Source organism: Sandarakinorhabdus sp. AAP62 (assembly GCF_000331225.1).
Classification (GTDB): domain Bacteria; phylum Pseudomonadota; class Alphaproteobacteria; order Sphingomonadales; family Sphingomonadaceae; genus Sandarakinorhabdus.
In genome coordinates this window covers 528,722-550,045 of the sequence record NZ_ANFY01000007.1, presented here as the reverse complement: position 1 = coordinate 550,045, position 21,324 = coordinate 528,722, and the positions used below count along the sequence as shown (strand labels likewise).

At 65.8% G+C, this 21,324-nt stretch carries 17 protein-coding genes and 1 pseudogene; 8 read left to right on the top strand and 10 right to left on the bottom strand.

Annotated elements, in window-relative coordinates; translation table 11 throughout:
- From D619_RS18100 to D619_RS0109065, 4 genes and pseudogenes are all read left to right on the top strand, one after another.
- Window positions 1–448 (top strand): annotated as a pseudogene (locus D619_RS18100) (hypothetical protein); the annotation flags it as partial.
- On the top strand, window positions 445–1,431 hold the full coding sequence (tilS, locus tag D619_RS16215) for a tRNA lysidine(34) synthetase TilS (RefSeq protein ID WP_020480443.1): 987 nt from the start codon (window positions 445–447) through the stop codon (window positions 1,429–1,431). The pseudogene D619_RS18100 and the gene tilS, both read left to right, overlap by 4 nt.
- 121 nt (window positions 1,432–1,552) lie before the next feature.
- Window positions 1,553–3,499 carry an ATP-dependent zinc metalloprotease FtsH gene (gene ftsH / locus D619_RS0109070; protein ID WP_017668271.1) on the top strand — a complete coding sequence of 649 codons (1,947 nt, stop codon included), beginning with the start codon at window positions 1,553–1,555 and terminating at the stop codon, window positions 3,497–3,499.
- A gap of 7 nt (window positions 3,500–3,506) precedes the next feature.
- Window positions 3,507–4,628, top strand: coding sequence for a sterol desaturase family protein (locus tag D619_RS0109065; RefSeq protein WP_017668270.1), 1,122 nt, complete (start codon window positions 3,507–3,509; stop codon window positions 4,626–4,628).
- On the opposite strand, the gene D619_RS0109060 is transcribed toward D619_RS0109065, so the two are convergent.
- Window positions 4,629–5,906 (bottom strand): MFS transporter, encoded by a 1,278-nt coding sequence (locus tag D619_RS0109060; RefSeq protein WP_243442629.1) that lies wholly within the window; start codon window positions 5,904–5,906, stop codon window positions 4,629–4,631.
- A gap of 148 nt (window positions 5,907–6,054) precedes the next feature.
- Between D619_RS0109060 and D619_RS0109055 the strand changes: the two genes are divergently transcribed.
- A complete protein-coding gene (locus D619_RS0109055; RefSeq protein ID WP_026090885.1) occupies window positions 6,055–7,071 on the top strand; it encodes an aldehyde reductase in 1,017 nt (338 codons plus the stop codon).
- Window positions 7,072–7,244: 173 nt separating this feature from the next.
- On the opposite strand, the gene D619_RS0109050 is transcribed toward D619_RS0109055, so the two are convergent.
- The 4 genes from D619_RS0109050 to D619_RS0109030 form a co-directional block, all read right to left on the bottom strand.
- Window positions 7,245–9,056, bottom strand: coding sequence for a DUF885 domain-containing protein (locus D619_RS0109050; RefSeq protein ID WP_017668267.1), 1,812 nt, complete (start codon window positions 9,054–9,056; stop codon window positions 7,245–7,247).
- Window positions 9,057–9,307: 251 nt separating this feature from the next.
- A complete protein-coding gene (locus tag D619_RS0109045; protein WP_017668266.1) occupies window positions 9,308–10,570 on the bottom strand; it encodes an amidohydrolase family protein in 1,263 nt (420 codons plus the stop codon).
- A 274-nt stretch (window positions 10,571–10,844) separates the two neighbouring features.
- Complete coding sequence (locus D619_RS0109035; RefSeq protein ID WP_017668264.1) at window positions 10,845–11,267, bottom strand: CoA-binding protein; 423 nt, start codon at window positions 11,265–11,267, stop codon at window positions 10,845–10,847.
- Between the two features lie 4 nt (window positions 11,268–11,271).
- Entirely contained in the window at window positions 11,272–12,294 is a 1,023-nt protein-coding gene (locus D619_RS0109030; RefSeq protein WP_017668263.1) for an Mrp/NBP35 family ATP-binding protein, read from the bottom strand.
- Between the two features lie 153 nt (window positions 12,295–12,447).
- Between D619_RS0109030 and hflK the strand changes: the two genes are divergently transcribed.
- The 3 genes from hflK to D619_RS0109015 all read left to right on the top strand — a co-directional run bounded on the left by hflK (window position 12,448) and on the right by D619_RS0109015 (window position 16,108).
- Window positions 12,448–13,566 carry an FtsH protease activity modulator HflK gene (gene hflK / locus D619_RS0109025; RefSeq protein WP_017668262.1) on the top strand — a complete coding sequence of 373 codons (1,119 nt, stop codon included), beginning with the start codon at window positions 12,448–12,450 and terminating at the stop codon, window positions 13,564–13,566.
- Window positions 13,567–13,580: 14 nt separating this feature from the next.
- Window positions 13,581–14,429, top strand: a complete 849-nt coding sequence (locus D619_RS0109020) for a protease modulator HflC (protein ID WP_017668261.1) — start codon at window positions 13,581–13,583, stop codon at window positions 14,427–14,429.
- 101 nt (window positions 14,430–14,530) lie between these two features.
- Complete coding sequence (locus tag D619_RS0109015; protein WP_017668260.1) at window positions 14,531–16,108, top strand: Do family serine endopeptidase; 1,578 nt, start codon at window positions 14,531–14,533, stop codon at window positions 16,106–16,108.
- Between the two features lie 51 nt (window positions 16,109–16,159).
- Here the strand turns inward: D619_RS0109015 and D619_RS0109010 are convergent, their stop codons facing one another.
- From D619_RS0109010 to D619_RS0108990, 5 genes are all read right to left on the bottom strand, one after another.
- The gene (locus D619_RS0109010; protein WP_017668259.1) at window positions 16,160–17,314 is read right to left on the bottom strand and encodes a hypothetical protein; all 1,155 of its coding nucleotides are present in this window, start codon (window positions 17,312–17,314) and stop codon (window positions 16,160–16,162) included.
- Window positions 17,315–17,357: 43 nt separating this feature from the next.
- A complete protein-coding gene (lptG, locus tag D619_RS0109005; protein WP_017668258.1) occupies window positions 17,358–18,446 on the bottom strand; it encodes an LPS export ABC transporter permease LptG in 1,089 nt (362 codons plus the stop codon).
- Window positions 18,447–18,452: 6 nt separating this feature from the next.
- Window positions 18,453–19,685, bottom strand: coding sequence for an LptF/LptG family permease (locus tag D619_RS0109000; protein ID WP_017668257.1), 1,233 nt, complete (start codon window positions 19,683–19,685; stop codon window positions 18,453–18,455).
- Window positions 19,686–19,767: 82 nt separating this feature from the next.
- Window positions 19,768–20,985 (bottom strand): aminotransferase class I/II-fold pyridoxal phosphate-dependent enzyme, encoded by a 1,218-nt coding sequence (locus D619_RS0108995; RefSeq protein ID WP_017668256.1) that lies wholly within the window; start codon window positions 20,983–20,985, stop codon window positions 19,768–19,770.
- A 5-nt stretch (window positions 20,986–20,990) separates the two neighbouring features.
- A complete protein-coding gene (locus D619_RS0108990; RefSeq protein ID WP_017668255.1) occupies window positions 20,991–21,242 on the bottom strand; it encodes an acyl carrier protein in 252 nt (83 codons plus the stop codon).
- Window positions 21,243–21,324 lie beyond the last annotated feature (82 nt).

Below are 21,324 nucleotides of genomic sequence, written 5' to 3'. Positions count from 1 at the left end.
CAAGCCGCCGGCAACGGTGGCGGCCCCCGCGCCGGCCAAGCCTGCGGCCAAGCCGGCCAGCGATGCCGCTGCCTGGCCGCTGGCCTATGCCAAGGTCAGCGCCCGCGACTGGCCGGGGGTGGAAGCCGCCATGACCCAGTTCATCGCCGATTGGCCGAAATCGACGCGGGTGCCGCAAGCCAAGTTCTTCCTGGGCCGCAGCTATGCCGCGCGCAGCCAGTATCCGCAGGCGGCCAAGGCGTTTCTGGATGTCTATCAGTCGGCACCGCGTTCCACCCCGGCGCCCGATGCGCTGATCGCGCTGGCCGGCGCGCTCAACGCCATGACCAAGCCCAAAGATGCCTGCCAGGTGCTGGGCGAGCTTGAGTCCGTCTATGGCGCCAAGCTGACCGAAACGCAGAAGACCGATGCCGGGCGCCAGCGCACAAGGGCCAAGTGCACTGCGTGAGCGGGCAAACTGTGCGGCCTGATCTGGCCGCGCTTATGGCTGCGGCGTTGGGCCGCCCGGTGGCGCCCGATGAACATCTTGCCGTGGCGACCTCGGGCGGGCCGGACAGCCTGGCGCTGCTGTCGCTGGCGGCCGCTGCCTTTCCCGGCCGGGTGACGGCGCTCACTGTCGATCACCGCCTGCGCCCGGCTGCGGCCGCAGAAGCTGCCGGCGTTGCCGCCCAGTGCGCGGCGCGCGCCATTGCGCATCACATATTGGTGCGTGACGGCCCGGGCTTTGCCAGCAATGTGCAGGCCCGGGCCCGGGCGGCGCGCTATGATCTTCTGGGTGAATGGTGCGTGCAGCACTGCCATGGCCTGCTGATCACGGCCCATCATGCCGATGATCAGGCCGAAACCCTGTTGATGCGGTTGAACCGCGCCAGCGGCAGCGAGGGGCTGGCCGGCATCCGCGCGGCGCGGCTGTTGCGGCCCGGCGTGACATTGGTGCGGCCGCTGCTGGATTGCTGCAAGGTGGATCTGGCCGCCCTTGCTTCGGCCGATGGCTGGCAGGCGGTGGATGATCCTGCCAACCGCGACCCCCGGCATGACCGCACGGCGGTGCGGGCCCTGCTGGCCACCAATCCGGCGCTTGATGTCGGCGCGCTGGCGGCCAGCGCCGCGCACCTGGCCGCCGACGCCGAAGCACTGGCCTGGGCCGCCGATCTGGCCTGGGCCGGGCGGGTGCGCGCCGCCGATGGCGCCTTGCTGGTGGATGCCGCCGGGTTGCCATCGGCGTTGGTGCAGCGCCTGCTGGCGCGGGCGGTGGAAACGCTGGCAGGCCGCCCATCGCGGGGCAGCGACATCGCCCGGCTGGCGGCGCGACTCGGGGGTGGCGCCAGCGGCACATTGGCCGGCATTGTCGCACGCCCCGGCCCGATCTGGCAGCTTTCCGTCACCCGGCCGCCACAGAAGGGCGGCAAAAGGCCACAAAAGCCGGCCTGAAACGGGGCAGAACAGCACAGGCGGATTGCAACGCGGTCATTCCGCCCTATCTTGGGCCGGTATGCACTGAACGGATTGCCGTTTTGGTGCACGCGCGTCCGTATCTGATCGGGAACAGTCGATGTCCGAAGGCCCCAACAACCGCTCGCCCAGCCCCTGGATGAAGAATCTGGGTCTGTGGGTCGTCATCCTGCTCGGCCTCGCCGTTGCGGTGAACGTGATGCAGGGCGGCAGTTCGTCGCGCAGTGGCGACACGCTGGTCTATTCGGACTTTCTGGCGCGGGTGGATGATGGCGCGGTGAAATCCGTGGAGATTCGCGGCGACGAAATCGTGGGCCGCACCAGCGGCGACGAGGAATTCCGCACCTTCAACCCCGGCGATACCCAGCTGATCGAACGGCTGCGCAGCAAGGGCGTGCGCTTTGATGCCAAGCCGGAAGAAAGCCGCTCGGTGATCGCGCAGCTGTTCCTCAACATGTTGCCCTTCATCCTGATGATCGGCATCTGGATCTTCGTGATGCGCCAGATGCAGAATGGTGCCGGCCGTGGCGCCATGGGCTTTGGCAAGAGCCGCGCCAAGCTGCTGGTGCAGAAGGAAGGCCGCGTGACCTTCGACGATGTGGCCGGCATCGACGAAGCCCGTGAGGAACTGCAGGAAATCGTCGACTTCCTGAAGGATCCGGGCCGTTTCAGCCGCCTCGGCGGCAAGATTCCGAAGGGCGCCCTGCTTGTCGGCCCGCCCGGCACCGGCAAGACGCTGCTGGCCCGCGCCATCGCTGGCGAAGCCAATGTGCCGTTCTTCTCCATCTCCGGCTCGGATTTCGTCGAGATGTTTGTCGGTGTTGGCGCCAGTCGCGTGCGCGACATGTTCGAACAGGGCAAGAAGTCGGCGCCGTGCATCATCTTCATCGATGAAATCGACGCTGTCGGCCGCAGCCGCGGCGCTGGCCTGGGCGGCGGCAACGACGAACGCGAGCAGACGCTGAACCAGCTGCTGGTGGAAATGGATGGTTTCGATGCCAATGAAGGCATCATCATCATCGCCGCCACCAACCGGCCCGACGTGCTCGATCCCGCCCTGCTGCGCCCCGGCCGGTTCGACCGTCAGGTGGTGGTGGGCCGCCCCGATATCGACGGGCGCGAAAAGATTCTCGCCGTCCACATGAAGAAGGTGCCGCTGGCGCCCGACGTGAACGCCCGCACCATCGCGCGCGGCACCCCGGGCTTTGCTGGCGCCGATCTGGCCAACCTGGTCAACGAAGCCGCGCTGCTGGCCGCCCGTCGCGGCAAGCGGCTGGTATCGATGCGCGAGTTCGAGGACGCCAAGGACAAGGTGCTGATGGGCACCGAGCGCAAGACCATGGCGATGACCGAGGACGAGAAGAAGATGACCGCCTATCACGAGGCCGGCCACGCGCTCGTCTCGCTGCATGAGCAGGCGTCTGATCCGATCCACAAGGCCACGATCATTCCGCGTGGCCGCGCGCTCGGCATGGTGATGCGCCTGCCGGAACGCGATCAGTACAGCTATCACCGCGACAAGATGTACGCCAACCTCGCTGTCGCCATGGGTGGCCGCGTCGCCGAGGAAGTGATCTTCGGCTATGACAAGGTCAGCTCCGGCGCGTCGTCCGACATCAGCTATGCCACCGATCTGGCACGCTCGATGGCGACGCAGTGGGGCATGTCCGACAAGCTGGGTCCGCTGAAATATGTCGAGAACCAGGAAGAAGTGTTTCTCGGCCACAGCGTGACCAAGGCGCAGAACATGTCGGAAGAAACCGCGCAGATGATCGACAGCGAAGTGCGCGCCATCGTGACGGCTGGCTATGATCGCGCCCGGCAGGTGCTGACCGACCATATCGATCAGCTGCACGCCATCGCCGGCGCCCTGCTGGAATATGAAACGCTCACCGGTGACGAGATCAAGAAGGTGATGGATGGCGGCACTGTCGATCGCGGCAGCGCCACCACCACCCCGGTGGCACGTCCGGCGTCGGGCGCTTCGGCGATCCCGAAGGCTGGCCGTCGTGGCACCGGCCTTGGCGAGGCGCCCGCCGGGGCCTGACCGCCCCATGGTGCATGAGCCGCTGATTGCCGAACTGGAAGCGCCGCGTAGGCTGCGCCGGTTCGGCAGCGGCTGGTATGCCGGCTTGTTCGCGCTTTTGCTGGGCATTGCCGGATTGGGACTGGCGCTGGCGCTGCGCTTTCCAGGTGAACTCGCCACGCCGGACCTGGTGCCGGTCTATCAATCCTCATTCTTCCGCCCGGCGGTGCATCTCATCGTACTGGCCAGTTTTGCACTGGCGATGATCTCGTTGTGGCTGGGCCGTTACCGCGCCATGGGGCTGGCGGCGCTGGCGCTGGCCCTGGCGGCCAGCCTGATCGGCACCGGTGCGCCGGGAGCCGGGCCGGCCGGTCGCGGCGGGCTGTTCTTCGGTCTCGATTTCTTCATCCTCAATCTGGCGCTCTCGGGCCTGATGCTGGCACCGCTGGAGCGGCTGTGGCCGCATATCCGCGAACAGCGGCTGTTCCGCCCGGAATGGCAGGTGGACCTGGCCTATTTCCTGATCAGTTCGATGCTGGTCCAGGTGGTGGCCTTTGTCACCTTCGGGCCATCACGGCTGGTGCTGGCGCACAGTGACGGTCTGGCCGGCGTGCGCGCCGCCGTCGCCGCTCTGCCCTTTGTGGTGCAGGTGTTGGCGATCATGCTGTTTACCGATCTGCTGCAATATTGGCTGCACCGCGCCTTTCACCGCGTGCCCGTGCTGTGGCGCTTTCACGCCATCCACCACAGCGCCCGCGCAATGGACTGGCTGGCCGGATCGCGCCTGCATTTTCTGGAGATCGCGGTGGTGCGCGGGCTGACGACGCTGCCGATGTTCACGCTGGGCTTCGCGCCCGAAGCGGTGCAAGCCTATGTCGCCATCGTCTATGTGCACAGCGCCCTGATCCACGCCAACCTGGGCGGCGAGCGGGATTGGTGGGGCCACTGGATTGCCACCCCGCGCTATCACCATTGGCACCACGCCAGCGACTCCGAGGCCGTGGATCGCAACTTTGCCATTCACTTCCCGCTGATCGACAAATTGTTCGGCACGTTCCATCTTCCCGCAGGGCGCTGGCCTTCCGCCTATGGCATCGCCGAACCCATGCCGCCTGGTTGGTGGCGGCAGTTCGTCCATCCGTGGCGCTGATCAGTCCTCGTGATATTCGCTCGGCTCGCGGGCGAGTTCGGGCTTGGTGAAGGCATAGACGGCCAGCGCCACAAGTGCCGCTGCACCGAGCCAATAGGTGACCGAAGGGCCGATCTGATAGAGGCCGATGCCGACCGCCGGGGCAAACACGAAGCAGCTGCCGTTGACCGAGGTGACCGCGCCGGCCACGCCGCCCTGTTCGGCGCGGGAAACGGCGATGCTGGCGCCGGCGGTGAAGCCCGGCCGTGCCAGACCATAACCCATGCTCATCAGCGCAAAGGCGATCACCAGCGCATAAAGGCTGCTGGAAACCGCGATGCCGGCCGTGCCGGCGGCGGCCAGCAACGTGCCCCAGCGCATCAGCGCCGGCGGGGTCAGGCCCAGCTGCGGGATCAGTACCCACTGCGCCAACAGGGTCGAAAACGCGCCGGCCATAAAGATCAGGGCGATCGATTGCTGTGAATCCATCGCGTCGCCGCCCAGCGTGTCGATGACCAGAAAGCCCAGCGCCTGGCCGGTGGCGGCCTGGATGGAGCCCGATACGAAGCCGAAGATCATGAAGGGCAGGATGCGGCTGTCCTTGATGCTCAGCCGTTTCGGCCGGCCGGCGGCCGCTGCCTTGACGCTGGCACCCGTGGTGGCGCCGGCCAGATTGGGTTCGGATGATGGCGCACCGCTGCCGCTTTGCACATGGCCCGGCTGGTGGGTGGGATCATCGTCGGGCAGCACCTTTGCCACCGCAATCATCACGACGGCAGCGATGGCGGCAAAGGCGAACATGGGTCCCGACAGGCCAAAGGGCGCCAGGATGAACAGCGGCGCAATCGCGGGCCCGATGATGGTGCCCAGCCCGAATGCCGACGACAGGCTGGACAGGGCGGCGGTGCGATCCTGTTCGTTGGTGCGCCCCGCCACATAGGCCTGCGCGGCGGGATTGGCGGCCGAACCGAAAATGCCGAACAGGCTGCGCAATGTTGCGAACAGCGCAAAGGTGGCAATCGGCGCCAACCAGCCATTGAGGCCGGCATAGATGGCGATGCCGCAGCCGGCCATCGACACCATGAAGCCCAATGATCCCACCAGCATCAGCCGGCGACGGCCCCGGATATCGCTCTGCCGTGCCCAATAGGGGGCACTGAACGTCCACAGCAGCGCCGAAAAGGAGAAGATCACCGCCACCAGCATGTCGGGCAGGTGGATCACCCGGGCGATGGCCGGCAGCACGGTTTGCAGCGCCGTATTGCCGGCCGCAACGGTGAGCAGCGCTGCGAACACCACTGCGAATTCACGACGGGGGAGCGAACCAGCCGCCAGGCCGGCGAAAGGATTGGGCGTCTGCACACCCCGCTAATGGGCCGCGCTGCCGCGCTTGCCAAGCCGGCAGTTGCCCCCCACCATGGTGGTGCAGCAAAATTGGAGGGTCAAAATGGTGAACAAGGGCAAGGTGCTGGTCACCGGCGCGTCGGGCTATATCGCCGGCTTCATCATCAAGGCGCTGGTCGCCGATGGCTGGCCGGTGCGCGGCACCATCCGCAATCTTGCGCGCGCTGCTGAAGTTCGGGCCACGCTGGGCCTGCCCGATCTGGAGCTGGTGGCCTGCGATCTGATGAGTGACGCTGGCTGGGCCGAAGCGATGGACGGCATTGAATATGTGCAGCACATCGCCTCCCCCATCCCGGCCGGCGAGCCGAAGAACCCCGATGATCTGATCGTTCCGGCCCGCGAAGGTGCCTTGCGGGCGTTGCGCTTTGCCCATGCTGCCGGCGTCAAGCGCGTGGTGATGACCAGCAGCATGGCCGCCATCGCCTATGGCCATGAGACGGGCCGGGCCCCGTTCACGGAGGCCGACTGGTCCAACGTCAACAGCCTCGACGCCTATGCCTATATCAAGTCCAAGACGCTGGCCGAGCGTGCGGCGCGCGAATGGATGGCGGCCAATGGGGCCGGCATGGAATATGTCTCGATCAACCCGGCCGCCGTGCTCGGCCCGGTGCTCGGCCCGGATTTTTCCACCAGTCTGGAAGTGGTGAAGAAGCTGCTCGATGGTGCACTGCCCGGCCTGCCGCGGCTGGGCTTTGGCGTCGTCGACGTGCGCGATGTCGCCAGCCTGCATGTGCTGGCGATGACCACCCCCGGCCTCGATGGCGAGCGCTTCATCGCGCAAGGGCGGTTCATCTGGATGCGCGAGGTGGCCGAAGTGCTGAAGGCCGGGCTTGGCCCGCAGGCAAGGCGGGTGCCGACAAGGGGCCTGCCGGACTGGCTTCTGAAGCTGCTCGCCAATTTCGATGCGACGGTGAAGATGGTCGTCCCCGAACTCGGCCGCCGCCGCGAGGCCAGCGCGGCGCATGCGCTGCAGCGGCTTGGCTGGAAAACGCGCGACGAGACGACGACCATCCTCGATTGCGCCCGCAGCCTGATCGAGAAGGAGTTAGTGAAGGCCTGAAAGCAAGAAAGGGCAAGGATGCCTCCGGCGGCCAGGGCCTGAGGCCCTGGACCCACTTTCGTGGGCGCCAGCCCGGCGGCGGAAATTGGGCATGAAGAGCAAGCAAGACAAATGGGTGCAGGCCTCAGGCCTGCCCGCCGGAGGCTCTGTCTTCTTGTTCCTCGCCCTTCGGCTTACCGCCCGCCCTGCGCCGCAATCCAGCGATCGATCTTCGCCTCCAGGACTGCCATCGGCAGCGCACCGGTCATCAGCACCTGGGCATGGAAACCCCTGATGTCGAACTTCGGCCCCAGTGCCTTTTCGGCCTTGGCGCGCAGGCGGCTGATGGTGAGCTGGCCGATCTTGTAGGCCAGCGCCTGGCTCGGGATGGCAATATAGCGTTCCACTTCGGCGGTGGCGTCGGTGCGGCTCATGCTGCTGTTGGTCAGCATATATTCGATGGCCTGGTCGCGGCCCCAGCCCTTGGCATGGATGCCGGTATCGACGACCAGCCGCAGCGCGCGCAGCATCTCGTCCTCATAACGGCCCTGCAGCTGATAGGGATCGGTGAACATGCCCAGCTCCGGCCCCAGGCTCTCGGCATAAAGGCCCCAGCCTTCGGCAAAGGCGGTGTTGCCGCCAAAGCGCTGGAACGCCGGCAGCTTCTCATTCTCCTGCGCCAGGCTGATCTGGAAATGGTGGCCCGGCACGGCCTCGTGCAGATAGAGCGTCTCCACGCCATAATTGCTGCGCGAGGGCAGGTCATAGGCGTTGTAATAGAAGATGCCGGGGCGCTTTCCGTCGGGCGTGCCGCCCTGGTAGCTGCCGGCGGCATCGGTCTTCTCGCGGTGCGCCGGCACCGGTTTGATCTCCAGCGGCGATTTCGGGATGGTGTCGAACAGCTTGCCGACCACCAGATCAACGCGCTTGCCGGTGGCGCGGAAGGCATCGCCCATGGCCTGGGCCGTGGCGAACTTGAAACGCGGATCAGTGCGCAGATAGGTGAAGAAGGCGGCGCGGTCGCCCTGGAAGCCGACGCGCGCCTTCACCTCGTCCATGCCGTTCAGGATGCGGGCGACTTCGGACAGGCCGATGTTGTGGATCTCGTCCGGCGTCAGGTTGGTGGTGGTGCTGCTGGCGACCAGATAGCGATACAGATCCGGCCCGCCCGGCATGGCCACCAGGCCCGGCTGCTCGCGGGCGACCGGCAGATATTCATTCTTCAGGAAATCCCGCAGGCGGATCAGCGCCGGATTGACCCGCCCACCCACCATCCTGGCATAGGCCGCCTTCAGCCGCGCCTGGTCCTCGGCGCCGAACCCTTCCGGGAATTTCTGCACCGGCTTCATCATGATCGAGGTGTCCGTGCTGCCCGCGGTGAGATTGTTCAGCTGGTCGATGATGTTGTTCACCACCAGCCTGGGCTGCACCACGCCCGATTTCATGCCCTGGCGGAAGCGCAGCACCGACAGGTCGAGCAGCAGCGCGAACTGCTCATGGCGCTTCAGCGCATCCTCGTAATCCTTCAGCGTCTTGAACGGCGCCGCGCTCTCGCCCGACTGCAGTTCGGCGAGGAAATTGTGGAAGCCGAAGAAGTGATCGATCGGCCGCGGCACCGTGGCATCCAGCAACGCCGGCTGCAGCCCGGCCAGGTCATTCTCCCGGCTCCACTTGAACGTGTCGTAACTCACCTGCTCATCAGGCGTCAGCGCCGCGCGATCGATCGCCGCCAGCGCCTTCAACTCATTCTCCGCCGCCCGCTTCTCCGCCGCATAGGCCGCATCGGTGATCAATTCCCCCATCTGATCCGCCGCCGACGTGTCGCCCCGGAACAGCCGGTTCAGCGGATTGCGCTTCAGATTGTCCGCATCACTCTGCGCAAACAACGCCGCCAGCCGGGCGGATGGGCTTTCCGCCGTTTGAGCCGGTGCTGGGGCCGTGGTCTGGGCCAGCGCCGGGGTGACAGCAAACAGGCTGGCAGCAATCAGCAGGGCGGCAACGCGCATGGGGATACTCCGAAGATGAGAGGCGTATTGCCCCCATAAGACGCTGGGCGGCTCAGTCAATCGGCTTTGAAGCAGGCAGCACGGGCCTCCGGCGGGCAGGGTCGCAGACCCTGCACCCGTACGTCTTCGCGTGCGTTGAGGGGAAATGTGGCCACAATAGACCAAAAGCCAGCGTAGCGCGCCGGCCGGGAAAAAATGGGTGCAGGGTCTGCGACCCTGCCCGCCGGAGGCCCGCTATCTCCTCCTTCAACTCACTCCACCACCTTGCCGCGTGCCATCACCCATTTCACCTGCGCCAGCTGCTTGGCATCCGCGGCCGGATCGCCGTCGGTGGCGATGATGTCGGCGGCTTTGCCGGGTTCCAGTGTGCCGATTTCCGCGGAGAGCCCCAACAGTTCGGCGGCGCCGGTGGTGGCGCTGATCAGCACGTCGCGCGCGGTCATGCCGCCAAATTCCACCATGTCGCTGGCTTCCTGGCCGTTGCGGCCGTGTTCGAACACGCCGGCATCGGTGCCGAAGGCGATGCGGGCGCCGGCGGCGCGGGCGGCGATGATCTGTTTGCCGCGGCGTTCGAGGATGGCGCGCACCTTGGCTTCGACGACTTGTGTGTAGGCGCCGGTGCCGAGCCGTTCGGCGGTGGCGCGGAAGGGCAGCAGGGTGGGGACCAGCCAGCCTTTCGTGGCGGCCAGCGCCCTGGCGCCGGCGTCATCGGTGAAGCTGCCGTGTTCCACCGAATCGACTCCGGCGCGGGCGGCGGCTTCGATGCCGCGCGGGCCGTGGGCGTGGGCGGCGACTTTCAGGCCGAGGCTGTGGGCGGTGGTGACGATGGCGCGCATTTCCTCGTCGGTGAAATGCTGATCGAGGCCGCGGCCCTGCTGGCTGAGCACGCCGCCGGTGGCGGTGAACTTGATCACGTCGGCCCCGCGCTGGCTGGCTTCGCGGACACGGGCGGCGCATTCGATGGCGCCGGTGCAGGTGTTGCCCTGGTCAAGCGCGTCGTTCACGGCCGGGCTGAAGCCGGAGACGTCGCCGTGGCCGCCGACGATGGAGAGGGCGGCGCCGGCGGCGAGGATGCGCGGGCCGGGGAACATCCCCGAATTGATGGCGTCGCGCACGGCGAAGGCAGAGAGCCGCGCGCTGCCGAGATCGCGCACGGTGGTGAAGCCGGCCTTTGCCGTGATGCGGGCGTTCTTCAGGCCATAGGCCACCGACAGTTCGGCACTGTCCACCGCCTCGCGCCAGAACGGCAGGCCGGGGTCGCCAGTGAGATGGACGTGGGAATCGATGAGGCCGGGGGCGAGCGTGCGGCTGGATTGATCGATCAAGCGCGCGCCGGCCGGGATGGGCGCGCTGGCCGGGGTGATGGCGGTGATGCGGCCATCGGTGACGATGATGGTGCTGGGGCCGAGGGCGGGTTTGGCGGCATCGGTTATGACGCGGCCGGCCCTGATGGCGATGGTTTCGGCTGCCGCGGGAGAGGCGAGGAGGAGGGCGGCGATGAGGGTGGTGCGCATATTTTGAGTCCCCTGTGGTTGGGGACTGTGTGCGCTCCCGTGGGGGTCGGAGCCAGTTGCAAATGCGCCATGTTGTGGGCGGTTCAACACAGTGTGCCCGTCATGCTGGCGCAGGCCAGCATCCATGGTGGGACCGGGGCCAATGGTGGCCGTGCAGGTGCTGGCGGCGCGGTGGATGCTGGCCTGCGCCAGCATGACGTGTGATTTTTGATGAGGGGCTGCCCGAAAGCGAAAGTGGGTGCAGGGCCTCAGGCCCTGCCCGCAGGAGGCCCGCTTATCTCTTCTTCAGCCCCAGCCGCCGGATCTCGATTTTCGGGCAGCGATCCATCACCACATCCAGCCCCGCTGCTTCGGCGCGGGCGGCGGCCACGGGGTCGATCACGCCAAGCTGCGTCCAGACGGCGCGCGCGCCCACCGCGATCGCCTCGTCCACCACGCCGGACACGAATTCGCTGCGGCGGAACACGTCGACCATGTCGATGGGTTTGGCGACGTCGGCCAGCGTTGCGACCACGGTCTGGCCGTGGATGACTTGGCCGGCCAGGGCCGGGTTGACGGGGATGACGTGATAGCCGTGGGCGAGCATCATCCCAAACACTTCATGCGCCGCGCGGTCCGGGCGGTCGCTGGCGCCGACGAGGGCGATGGTGCGGGTTTGCTCCAGAAGGCGGGCGATATCGGCATCGTCGGTCAGCACGGCGTTACAATCCCACAGTCACGATGACGCCGCGGGCGATCTCGTCGAAGATGGCGGCGGTGTCGCCGCGCACCGGCTGGGCGGATTCGGATGCGGTGCGCACCGCCATCTGCAGCGGGATGCGGCCAAGGAAGGGCACGCCCATTGCCTCTGCTTCGGCTTCAGCGCCGCCGTGGCCGAACGGATCGGAGACATGGCCGCAATTGGGGCAGCAGTAACCGGCCATGTTCTCCACCACGCCCAATACGCGCACATTCACTTCGCCGAACATGGCGACGGCGCGGCGTGCGTCGATGAGGGCGAGATCCTGCGGGGTGGAGACGATGAGCGCGCCATCGGGCTTGAGTTTCTGTGCCAGCGTCAGTTGCACGTCGCCGGTGCCGGGCGGCAGATCGATGACCAGCACATCCAATGCGCCCCAATCGCATTGTTCGACCATCTGGACGAGCGCGGAGGAGGCCATCGGCCCGCGCCAGACGATCGCCTTGTTGGGATCGGTCATCATCCCCATCGAAAGCGCCTTGATGCCATGGCGGGTTTCGGGTTGCAGCTTGTCGTTCTCCACCCGGGCGCGGCCCTCGATGCCGAGCAACGTGGGCACCGACGGGCCATAGATATCAGCATCGAGCAGGCCAACGCTCTGCCCGGCGCGGGCGAGCGCGAAGGCGAGGTTGGCCGCCACGGTGGATTTGCCGACGCCGCCCTTGCCGCTGGCGACCGCGACCAGCTTGCGGATGCCGGGCACGGTGCTGGCCTTTGGCGCGGCCGTGGGGGTGGCGGCCCTGTCGGCGGTGAGGATGATGCGCGCCACGCTCACGCCGGGCACGCGCTTCACCGCGGCTTCAACGGCGGCCTGCAGGCGCTCGGCCATGGTCTTGTCGAGGCCGTCCACCGCCAGCACCAGGCCCACGGTGCCATCCTGCTTCACCACGACGCCAGCGGCGCGGCCGGTTTCCACCACCGTGCCGCCGCCGGCCGGATCGGCCACCGCGGTCAGCGCGGTCATCACATCATCCTTCACGGCCATCAGCCTGTTCTTCCTTGCAGTCGAGGCCATAACCGCCGACAACAAGCCGCAAAGCCTGTTGTGGTGACGCACGTTTGTCGTGGGCCTCGCAATCCCCGTTCGGGGTTCGTATATAGTGGTTTTAACGTTCTTCGATAAGGTTTCATCCAGTCCATGCCGTGGCAGAACAATGGTGAAGGTGGCGGCGACAGCCCGTCCGGTGCCGATGGCGAAGAGCCGCCGGCCAAGAAGCCTGAAAACCGACCCGTGAATCCGTGGGGCGAAGGCCCGCCGCGCCGCCCGATGGGCAAGCCCGGCCAGGGTCGTGGTGGCGATTTCGATGATCTGATCCGGCGCAGCCAGGAACGGCTGAAGACGCAGTTCGGCGGCAGCGGCGGCGGTGGCGGCGGCAATTTCGGCAGCGGGTTCGACCTTGAGAACAGCCGCTGGCTGGTCTGGGGTGGCGGGGCCATCATTGCCGCCTGGGTGGTGCTTTCCAGCTTCTATTCGGTGGACGCGCAGTCGGCCGCGGTGGTGCAGCGCTTTGGCGCCTATGTGGGCACCACGGGGCCGGGCGTGCATTTCAAGTTGCCGTGGCCGATCGATGCGGTGGAACTGCGCAAGGTGGAGCAGATCAACATCATCGACATCTCGTCGAGCGAGGGCGCCAACGAGAATCTGATGCTCACCGGCGATCAGAACATCATCAATCTCGCCTACACGGTGCGCTGGAAGATCCGGAACCCCGAGAATTATCTGTATGAGCTTTCCGATCCGGAAAAGACCGTGCGCGAAGTGGCCGAATCGGCGATGCGTGCCGAAATCAGCCGCGCTTCGCTGAACGACGCGTTGGGCCCGCAGCGCGCCCAGATCGCCGATCAGGTGCGCGAACGCATGCAGGAACTGCTCGATAGCTATCGCAGCGGCGTTGAAGTGCGCGGCGTCGATATCAAGCAGGCCGATCCGCCCGCCGCCATCGACGGCGCATTCAAGGATGTTTCGGCCGCCCAGCAGGATGCACAGCAATATCTGAACCGCGCGCGCACCTATGCCCAGGCGCTGGTCGCCAAGGCGCAGGGCGATGCCGCCGGCTTTGATGCCGTCTATGCCCAGTATCGCCTCGCCCCGGAAGTGACGCGCAAGCGCATGTATCTGGAAACCATGGAAAAGGTGCTTTCGAAGGTGGAAAAGACCGTGGTGGATGCCCCCGGTGTGGCGCCCTATCTGCCGCTGCCCGAAGTGCGCCGCCGTGCAGCGATCGCGCCGGCCGAACCGGCCCCGGCGCAGCGTTGAGGGAGGGACGGACAATGGCAAGCATCACCCGCAATCCCGCCCTTCTCGCCGGCCTCGGCTTTGCCGTCGTCGTGCTGGCGATGAGCAGTTTCTACACCGTTCCCGAAACCAAGCAGGCCGTGGTGCTGCGCCTGGGCAAGCCGGAGCGGATCGTGAACGAATATGATCCCAAGGCGAAGCTGGGCGAAACCGGCGCCGGCCTGACGATGAAGGTGCCCTTCATCGAAGACGTGCGCTTCATCGACAAGCGCATCATGGATCTGGATATCGATGCGCAGACGGTGCTTTCCACCGATCAGCTGCGGCTGGTGGTGGATGCCTTTGCCCGCTTCCGCATCGTCAACCCGCAGCGCATGGTGGAAACCGTGGGCACCGAACAGAATGCGGCCGACGCCCTGAAGCGGATCCTGGCATCGAAACTGCGCAACGAACTGGGCAAGCAGCCGTTTGCCGCGCTGCTGTCACCCGAACGCGGCGCGCTGATGGATGATATCCAATCGAGCGTGAACAGCCAGGCCAAGCAATATGGCGCCGAAATCGTGGACGTGCGCATCAAGCGCGCCGATCTGCCGTCGGGCCCGCCGCTGGAAGCCGCCTATGCACGCATGGCCTCGGCCCGGCAGCAGGAAGCGGCGACCATCCGCGCCCAGGGCAACAAGCAGGCGCAACTGGTGCAGGCCGAAGCCGATGCCAGCGCGGCGCGCATCTATGCCGACAGTTTCGGCAAGGATCCGGAGTTTTACGCCTTCTATCGCGCCATGCAGGCCTATCGCACCACCTTCGAAGATGGCACCGCCACCGTGGTGCTGGGCCCGAACAACGAGTTCCTGCGGGAATTCGAGGGCCGGAAGGGCAATCGATAGACGGGCGTATCGCTTCAACCTCGTTCATGCACGGTTAGGCGTGTTGTTCGCATAAGCCAGACGGGCTCATCAGCAACCGCATTGCAACCAGAAAGACAGACATGACGTCAAAGATTTCCCGCACTCTGATTCCCGTTGCCGTTCTGGCCACCGGCCTTGCTGCCATTGCCGTGGCGCAGGCCCCGGCGCCGCAGGCCGCGCAAAATGCCGTGCCGCCCGCCGTCGCCATTTCGCCCCCCGGCGGCGCCCCGCGCAGCTTTGCCGATCTGACCGCGCGCCTGGCCCCGGCGGTGGTGAACGTATCGACCACGCAGAAGGTGGAAATCGGCCGCATGCGCCGCGGCCCCGGCGGCCAGGGCCAGCCCGGCAACCCGCTGGAAGAATTCTTCCGCCGTTTCCAGGAACAACAGGATGGCGGCGAACCCGTCACCCGCGAGGCGACCAGCCTGGGTTCCGGCTTCATCATCGCCGCTGATGGCTATATCGTCACCAACAACCACGTGATTTCCGCGGGCGAAGGCCGCGACAAGCCGGTGGAATCGATCACCGTCACCCTGTCCGATCGCCGCGAGTATCGGGCGCGCGTGGTGGGTCGCGATCCGCTCACCGATCTGGCCGTGCTGAAGATCGAAGCCACCGGCCTGCCCTTCGTGCAGTTCGGCAACAGCGAACAGGTGCGCGTGGGTGATTGGTCCATCGCCATCGGCAACCCGTTCGGCCTGGGCGGCACCGTGACGGCCGGCATCATTTCGGCCCTGCACCGCGACATCGGTTCGGGCCAGTATGATCGCTATATCCAGACCGATGCCAGCATCAACCAGGGCAACAGCGGCGGGCCGCTGTTCGATCTCAATGGCAATGTGATCGGCGTCAATACGGCGATCTTCTCGCCCACTGGCGGCAATGTTGGCCTGGGCTTCTCCATCCCGGCCGAACTGGCCAAGCCGGTGGTTGATCAGCTGAAGGCCACCGGTGCCGTCAAGCGCGGTTATCTGGGCGTTGCCATCCAGCGGCTTTCGACCGACATCGCCGCCGGCCTGGGCCTGCCCAAGGACAAGGGCGAGATCGTCGCCAGCGTCGAACCCAATGGCCCGGCGGCGCGCGCCGGCGTGCGCCAGGGCGACGTGATCCTGACCGTGGGCGGCCGCGAAGTGAATTACGACAACAGCCTGTCGTACATCGTCGCCACCACGCCGATCGGCACCACCATTCCGCTGGAACTGATCCGTGAAGGCAAGCGCCTGAAGGTCAACGCCATCATCGCACAGCGTCCGTCCGAAGCCGTGGTGGCGCAGCGCGCCGGCATGCCGTCGAACGATGATGAGCCGGCAGCAGACGACAGCAGCAAGGCGCCCGGCATCGAAGCCGCCCGCGCCAGCCTGGGCATCACGCTGCAACCGCTCACCCCGGTGCTGCGCCAGCAGCTGCGCCTGGATGAAAAGGTGCAGGGCGTGGTGATCGCCGGCATCAGCCCGTCGTCGGATGCGGCCACCAAGGGCCTGCAGCGCGGCGACATCATCCTGAAGATCGGTCAGAAGCCGGTGACAACGCCGGCCGAAGCTGCCGCCGCGGTTGAGGTCGAACGCAAGGCCGGCAAGGACACTGTGCTGATGCTGGTCCAGCGCGGCAACACGCCGGCGCGCTATACGGGCGTGAAGCTGATCCCGGCCAAGGGCTGAGGCTGAAGCCAGAAACGAGAGGGGGAGCGGGTGACCGCTCCCCTTTTTTCGTTACAGGGGTTTCTCAAAGATCCGGTAGGTGCGGGTCACGTGGCTGTCGATGGCATCCGCGATGGAGCGCATCGGGCCGTTGTCGTCCAGGATCCAGCCGATTTCGCCTTCGGATGCGCCGAATTCCGCAACGGCGGTGCGGCGGATATATTCGATCATCTGGAACGCCATCAGGCTGGCGACGCGGTGGCCCTGCAGCGATTTCCTGATGCCCATCAGCGGCACGCGCATGCGTTTCACCTTGGGCGCGCGCAGGCGCCACAGCAGTTTCGCCCAACCGAACGGGAAGAGATTGCCATTGAGATCGCGGGTCAGCTCGTTGATGTCGGGCAGGGTGATCATGAAGCCGACGGGCACGCCTTCATATTCGGCGACGCGCACCAGACCTTCGAAGATGATCGGTTTCAGCTTCTTGCCGACATAGGCGATTTCGGCCGGGGTGAGCGGCACGAAACCCCAGTTATCCGACCAGGCATCGTTGAGGATATCGAGGATCAGCGCGGCTTCCTGGTCGAACTTCGATTTGTTCACCGGCCGCGTCACCAGCTTGGCGTTGCGTTCGGAAAAGGCGACGATGCGCTGCACCATTTCCGGGAAGGGCCCGGCGATCGGCAGCGACCAGCAGTGCAGATCCTTGACGCCCTGATAGCCGCGCGCCGTTACCATCCGCTCGTAAAAGGGCAGATGATGCCCCATCATCACCGTGGGCGGTCCTTCGAAACCCTGCACCAGCAGGCCAGGCTCATCCCACACGGAAAGGCTGAACGGGCCCATCGCGCGGGTCATGCCCTTTTGGCGCAGCCAGTCTTCGGCCGCATCGAACAGCGCTTCGGCCACGGCGGCATCGTCGATGCACTCGAACATGCCGAAATGGCCGGTGCCGGGGCCAGCGCCGGGCGCGCCGGGGGCGATCACCAGTTGATCGACCTGCGCCGAAATGCGGCCAACCACCTCGCCATCCTTCAGCGCCAGCCAGAAGGCGGCTTCGGCATGGCCAAACCAGGGGTTGGACTTGATGCCACCAATCAGGCCGAGCATTTCGGATTTCAGCGGCGGCACCCAGTGCGGATCGTTGGCGTAGAGTTTCCACACCAGATCGACGAAGGCCTTGCGGTCGGCAGCGCTTTGGGCGCGCTTGAGGGTGATCTTGCTCATCGGCTGCCGTGATACGCAGCAATCAAGGCAAATTTGCGCCGGATCATTCTTCGGTGCGGATCAGCACGGCCTCGCCGATCAGCAGGAAGAGCAGGAACGGCGCCCACGCCGCCATCAAGGGCGGCACCGTGCCGAAATTGCCCATCGCCAGCATGAAATTGTCGGCCACGAAGAAGGCGAAGCCCAGCGCCATGCCGATCACGGCGCGCACGAACAATTTGCCCGATCGCGCCAGGCCAAAGGCGGCGACGGCGCCGAGCAGCGGCATCAGCACCGCCGAAAGTGGTCCGCTAATCTTGTGCCAGGCGGCGGCTTCCAGCACGTCGGTCGGCTTGCCGGCGGCGCGCTGTTCGCCGATCTGCGGCCATAGATCCCATAGCGGCACGAAATTGGGATTGATGCTGGTGGTGTTGAACTGGCGCGGTACGACCTCGGTCGGAAAGTCCAGCGTGGCGCGGGTTTCGAGACCGCCCGAAGCCACATCGAACAGGCGCACCTTGCTGAGCCGCCAGCCGTCGCTGATCGGCGTGGCACTTTCGGCCATCACCACCTGCACGAGGCCATTGTCGCGTCTGTCATAGATGGTGACGCCGCTCAGCCTGGTCAGCGCGCCGCGCCCGGCCACGGCATCGGCGTGGAACAGATCATCGCCGCCGCGCACCCAGCTTTGCGTGCTTTTCGGCGCGGCGGTCGGCAGCTTTCGGTATTCCTGTTCCTGCCAGGCCTTCAGCGTGGCGCTGGCCCGTGTGGCGATGCGCTCGTTCCAGACGAAATTGGCGGCAGCCACGCCAAGCGCCGCCACCAGCAGCGGCGCCAGGATATGATGGGCCGAAAGGCCGGCGCCCTTGAAGATCACCACCTCGCTGTTCTGATTGAGCGTCGCCAGTGTCACCAGCGTCGCCAGCAGCACCGAGAAGGGCAGGAACAGCTGCACGATCTGGGGGCTGCGCAAGCTGACATAGACCCACAGATCGGATTCGGTGTTGCCCGCCGCCGCCAGCACCTTGCCCGATTCCGACAGGAGATCGAGCGACTGCAGGATCACGGTGAGGCCGATGATGAAGGCCGCGACCCGCACCAGGAACATGCGCGCCGTGTACCAGGCGATGGTTTTCGAAGGGAAGATCGCCATCTGGGCTTACCCGGCCGACAGCACGTCGTCGGACCATTTCTGGCGCCGCACCAATTTGCCGGCGAGGCCCGAAACAAAGCCGGTGATCTTGCCGAACCAGCGATCGAGCGCGCCGATCGGCTGGCCGCCCGGCCGTTCCAGCACGCGGAACAGCCACAGGGCGAGGCCGAGGAACAGGGCAAAGGGCACCCATTGCGCCAGCACCGGATCAATCCGGCCCAGCGTGCCCATGCGCTCGCCATATTCGGTGAGCTTGTGGAAGGTGACGAGCGCGATGATCGACAGGAACACGCCCAGCGCCGAGGTCGAGCGCTTTGGCGGCACCGCCATCGGCACGGCCAGGAACGGCAGCAGGAACATGATCACACACTGCACGATGCGGCGGTTGAAACTGGCCGAAGCGCTGCGCTGCTCGGTCGCGTCGGTGGCGGTGACCATGGTGCGCAGCAGTTCCGGCAGCGTGGCTTCCAGATTGCCTTCACCGCGTTTGCGGAAGGTGGCCATTTCGGGCAGGCGAATGGGCAGATCATGCTGGGCAAAGCCAAGCACGCGCGGCGTCGCGTCTGCGCTGGGGCTGTGCACCAGCGTGCCATCCTGCAGCCGCAGCAGGATGAACTCGGGATCGTCGGTGGCGAGGAAGGTGCCGCGCGCGGCGGTGGCGGCGACGATCTGGCCATCCCTCCCATCCTTGGCCGCGCCGGCCGCACGAACGAACAGCCCGCGCAGATCGGCGCCCTGGTTGCGCGATTCTTCAACGCGCAGCGTCAGCCCGCCGCCCAGATCGGCAAATTCGCCGACCTTGATCGACGCGCCGAGTGCGCCGGAACGCAGCTCGAAACGCAGATTTTCATAGGCATAGCGCGTCACCGGCTGCAGCCAGCCAACGATGCCGAAATTGACGACGGCAAACACGCAGGCAAACAGGAAGGGCACGCGCAGCAGCCGCTTGTACGACACACCCACGGCCAGCAGCGTATCGAGTTCCGACGACATGGCGAGCCGGCGGAAGGCGAGCAATATGCCCAGCATCACGCCGATCGGGATGCCCAGCGACAGATATTCGGGCAGCAGATTGCCCAGCATGCGCCAGACCACCGAAACCGGGCCGCCTTCGTTGATGACGAAATCGAACAGCCGCAGCATGCGATCGAGCACCAGCAGCATGGCGGCCACCACCAGCGTGCCGAACAGGGGCACGATGATCAGGCCGAACAGATAGCGATCAATCCGCTTGGTCACGCCGCACAGGGTCCCTTACCGGGCGCGACGGCGACCGGACGGCCAAGCTATAGCCGCCCGTGATGGCCCCGTCATGAACAATTCAGGCGTGTTCGTGCAGCGCCAGTTGGGCCATTTGCGCCGCCTGTTCGAACTTGCCGAGCACGATATCGATCTGCTCGTCCGAATGCAGCGCGCAGATCGAGCAGCGCAGCAGGAACACGCCGGCGGGCGTCGCCGGCGGACGGCTCATGTTCACATAGACGCCCAGCTCGATCAGGGTGGACCACATCAGCGCGGTGGTTTCCTGATCCGGCATCAGCACGGAAACGATGGCGCTTTCCGGCGTCTCGGTGGCCAGCTTGAAGCCGCGGGCGCGCAGGCCGCCGTGCAGGCGGCGCGTCGCTTCCCACAACCGGGCGCGCTTGTCGTGGGCAGTCATCAGCTTGCGGATGGAGGTGGCGGCGCTGGCGACAACGGCCGGCGGCAGCGAGGCGGTGAAGGTGTAGGGCCGGCAGACAAGGCGCAGGATTTCGAACTTGGGATGGTTGGAGACACAGAAGCCGCCCACCGTGCCGACCGATTTGGAGAAGGTGCCGACGACGAAATCGACCTGATCGGCAACGCCTTGCTCTTCATAAACGCCGCGGCCATGTTCGCCAAAGAAGCCCATGCCGTGGGCTTCGTCGACCAGCACCATGGCGCCGTGCGCCTTGGCCACCGCCACCAGTTCGGGCAGCGGCGCGACATCGCCCAGCATCGAATAGACGCCTTCCAGCACGACCAGCTTGCCGGCTTCGGGCGGCAGGCGCTTCAGGCGCTTTTCCAGATCGGCGACATCATTGTGGCGGAAGCGCACGATATCGGCGTTCGACATCTTGCAGCCATCATAGATGCTGGCGTGGCTGTCGGCATCGAGGATGATGAAATCGCCCTTGCCGGCCAGCGTCGACACCATGCCAAGATTGGCCTGATAGCCGGTGGAGAACACCATGGCGTGGCTCATGCCATAGAAGTCCTTCAGCGCGTCCTCGCAGGCGGCGTGGGTCTGATAGGTGCCGTTCAGCACGCGGCTGCCGGTGGTGCCGGCGCCATAATCGGTGAGCGCCTGGCGGCCGGCGGCCACCACGTCGGCATCGAAGGTCATCCCCATGTAATTATAGGTACCGAGCAGGATGGTGTGCTTGCCCTTGATGATGGCTTCGGTGGGGGAAAGCACCTTTTCCATCACGATCCCGAACGGATCGCGGATGCCGGTGGAAAGCAGCCCGGCATGTTCGGCGATCAGCGGATCATATTTGGCGAGAAGATCAACGGTCATGGGAGTCAGCCCTTCTTCGCCACCAGCCCGGCCACGGCATCCGCCACCTGGCCGATGGTTTCCAGATCGGGCAGCATGTTCAGCGGGATCATGATGTCCCACTCGTCTTCCATGCTGGCGACAAGATCCATCACGGTGAGCGAATCCATTTCCATGTCGCCGGCAAAGGTGGTGGCTTCGGTCAACGCCACCTTTTTCAGGTTCAGCGGCTCGATCAGTTCGATGATGCGGGCGTAAACAGTGGCGCGGTCGGTCATGAAGGCTCCAATATCAGGCTTTGAAGGCCCTTTGCCCTTACATCATGGCCAAATTGCGGAGCGCTTGCGTTGGTGCCATCAT

Coding starts and splice junctions, on each gene's coding strand:
- ftsH (WP_017668271.1), top strand. CDS start 1,553: ATGTCCGAAGGCCCCAACAACCGCTCGCCCAGCCCCTGGATGAAGAAT.
- D619_RS0109065 (WP_017668270.1), top strand. CDS start 3,507: ATGGTGCATGAGCCGCTGATTGCCGAACTGGAAGCGCCGCGTAGGCTG.
- D619_RS0109055 (WP_026090885.1), top strand. CDS start 6,055: ATGGTGAACAAGGGCAAGGTGCTGGTCACCGGCGCGTCGGGCTATATC.
- D619_RS0109050 (WP_017668267.1), bottom strand. CDS start 9,056: ATGCGCGTTGCCGCCCTGCTGATTGCTGCCAGCCTGTTTGCTGTCACC.
- D619_RS0109045 (WP_017668266.1), bottom strand. CDS start 10,570: ATGCGCACCACCCTCATCGCCGCCCTCCTCCTCGCCTCTCCCGCGGCA.
- D619_RS0109030 (WP_017668263.1), bottom strand. CDS start 12,294: ATGGCCGTGAAGGATGATGTGATGACCGCGCTGACCGCGGTGGCCGAT.
- hflK (WP_017668262.1), top strand. CDS start 12,448: ATGCCGTGGCAGAACAATGGTGAAGGTGGCGGCGACAGCCCGTCCGGT.
- D619_RS0109020 (WP_017668261.1), top strand. CDS start 13,581: ATGGCAAGCATCACCCGCAATCCCGCCCTTCTCGCCGGCCTCGGCTTT.
- D619_RS0109015 (WP_017668260.1), top strand. CDS start 14,531: ATGACGTCAAAGATTTCCCGCACTCTGATTCCCGTTGCCGTTCTGGCC.
- D619_RS0109010 (WP_017668259.1), bottom strand. CDS start 17,314: ATGAGCAAGATCACCCTCAAGCGCGCCCAAAGCGCTGCCGACCGCAAG.
- lptG (WP_017668258.1), bottom strand. CDS start 18,446: ATGGCGATCTTCCCTTCGAAAACCATCGCCTGGTACACGGCGCGCATG.
- D619_RS0108995 (WP_017668256.1), bottom strand. CDS start 20,985: ATGACCGTTGATCTTCTCGCCAAATATGATCCGCTGATCGCCGAACAT.
- D619_RS0108990 (WP_017668255.1), bottom strand. CDS start 21,242: ATGACCGACCGCGCCACTGTTTACGCCCGCATCATCGAACTGATCGAG.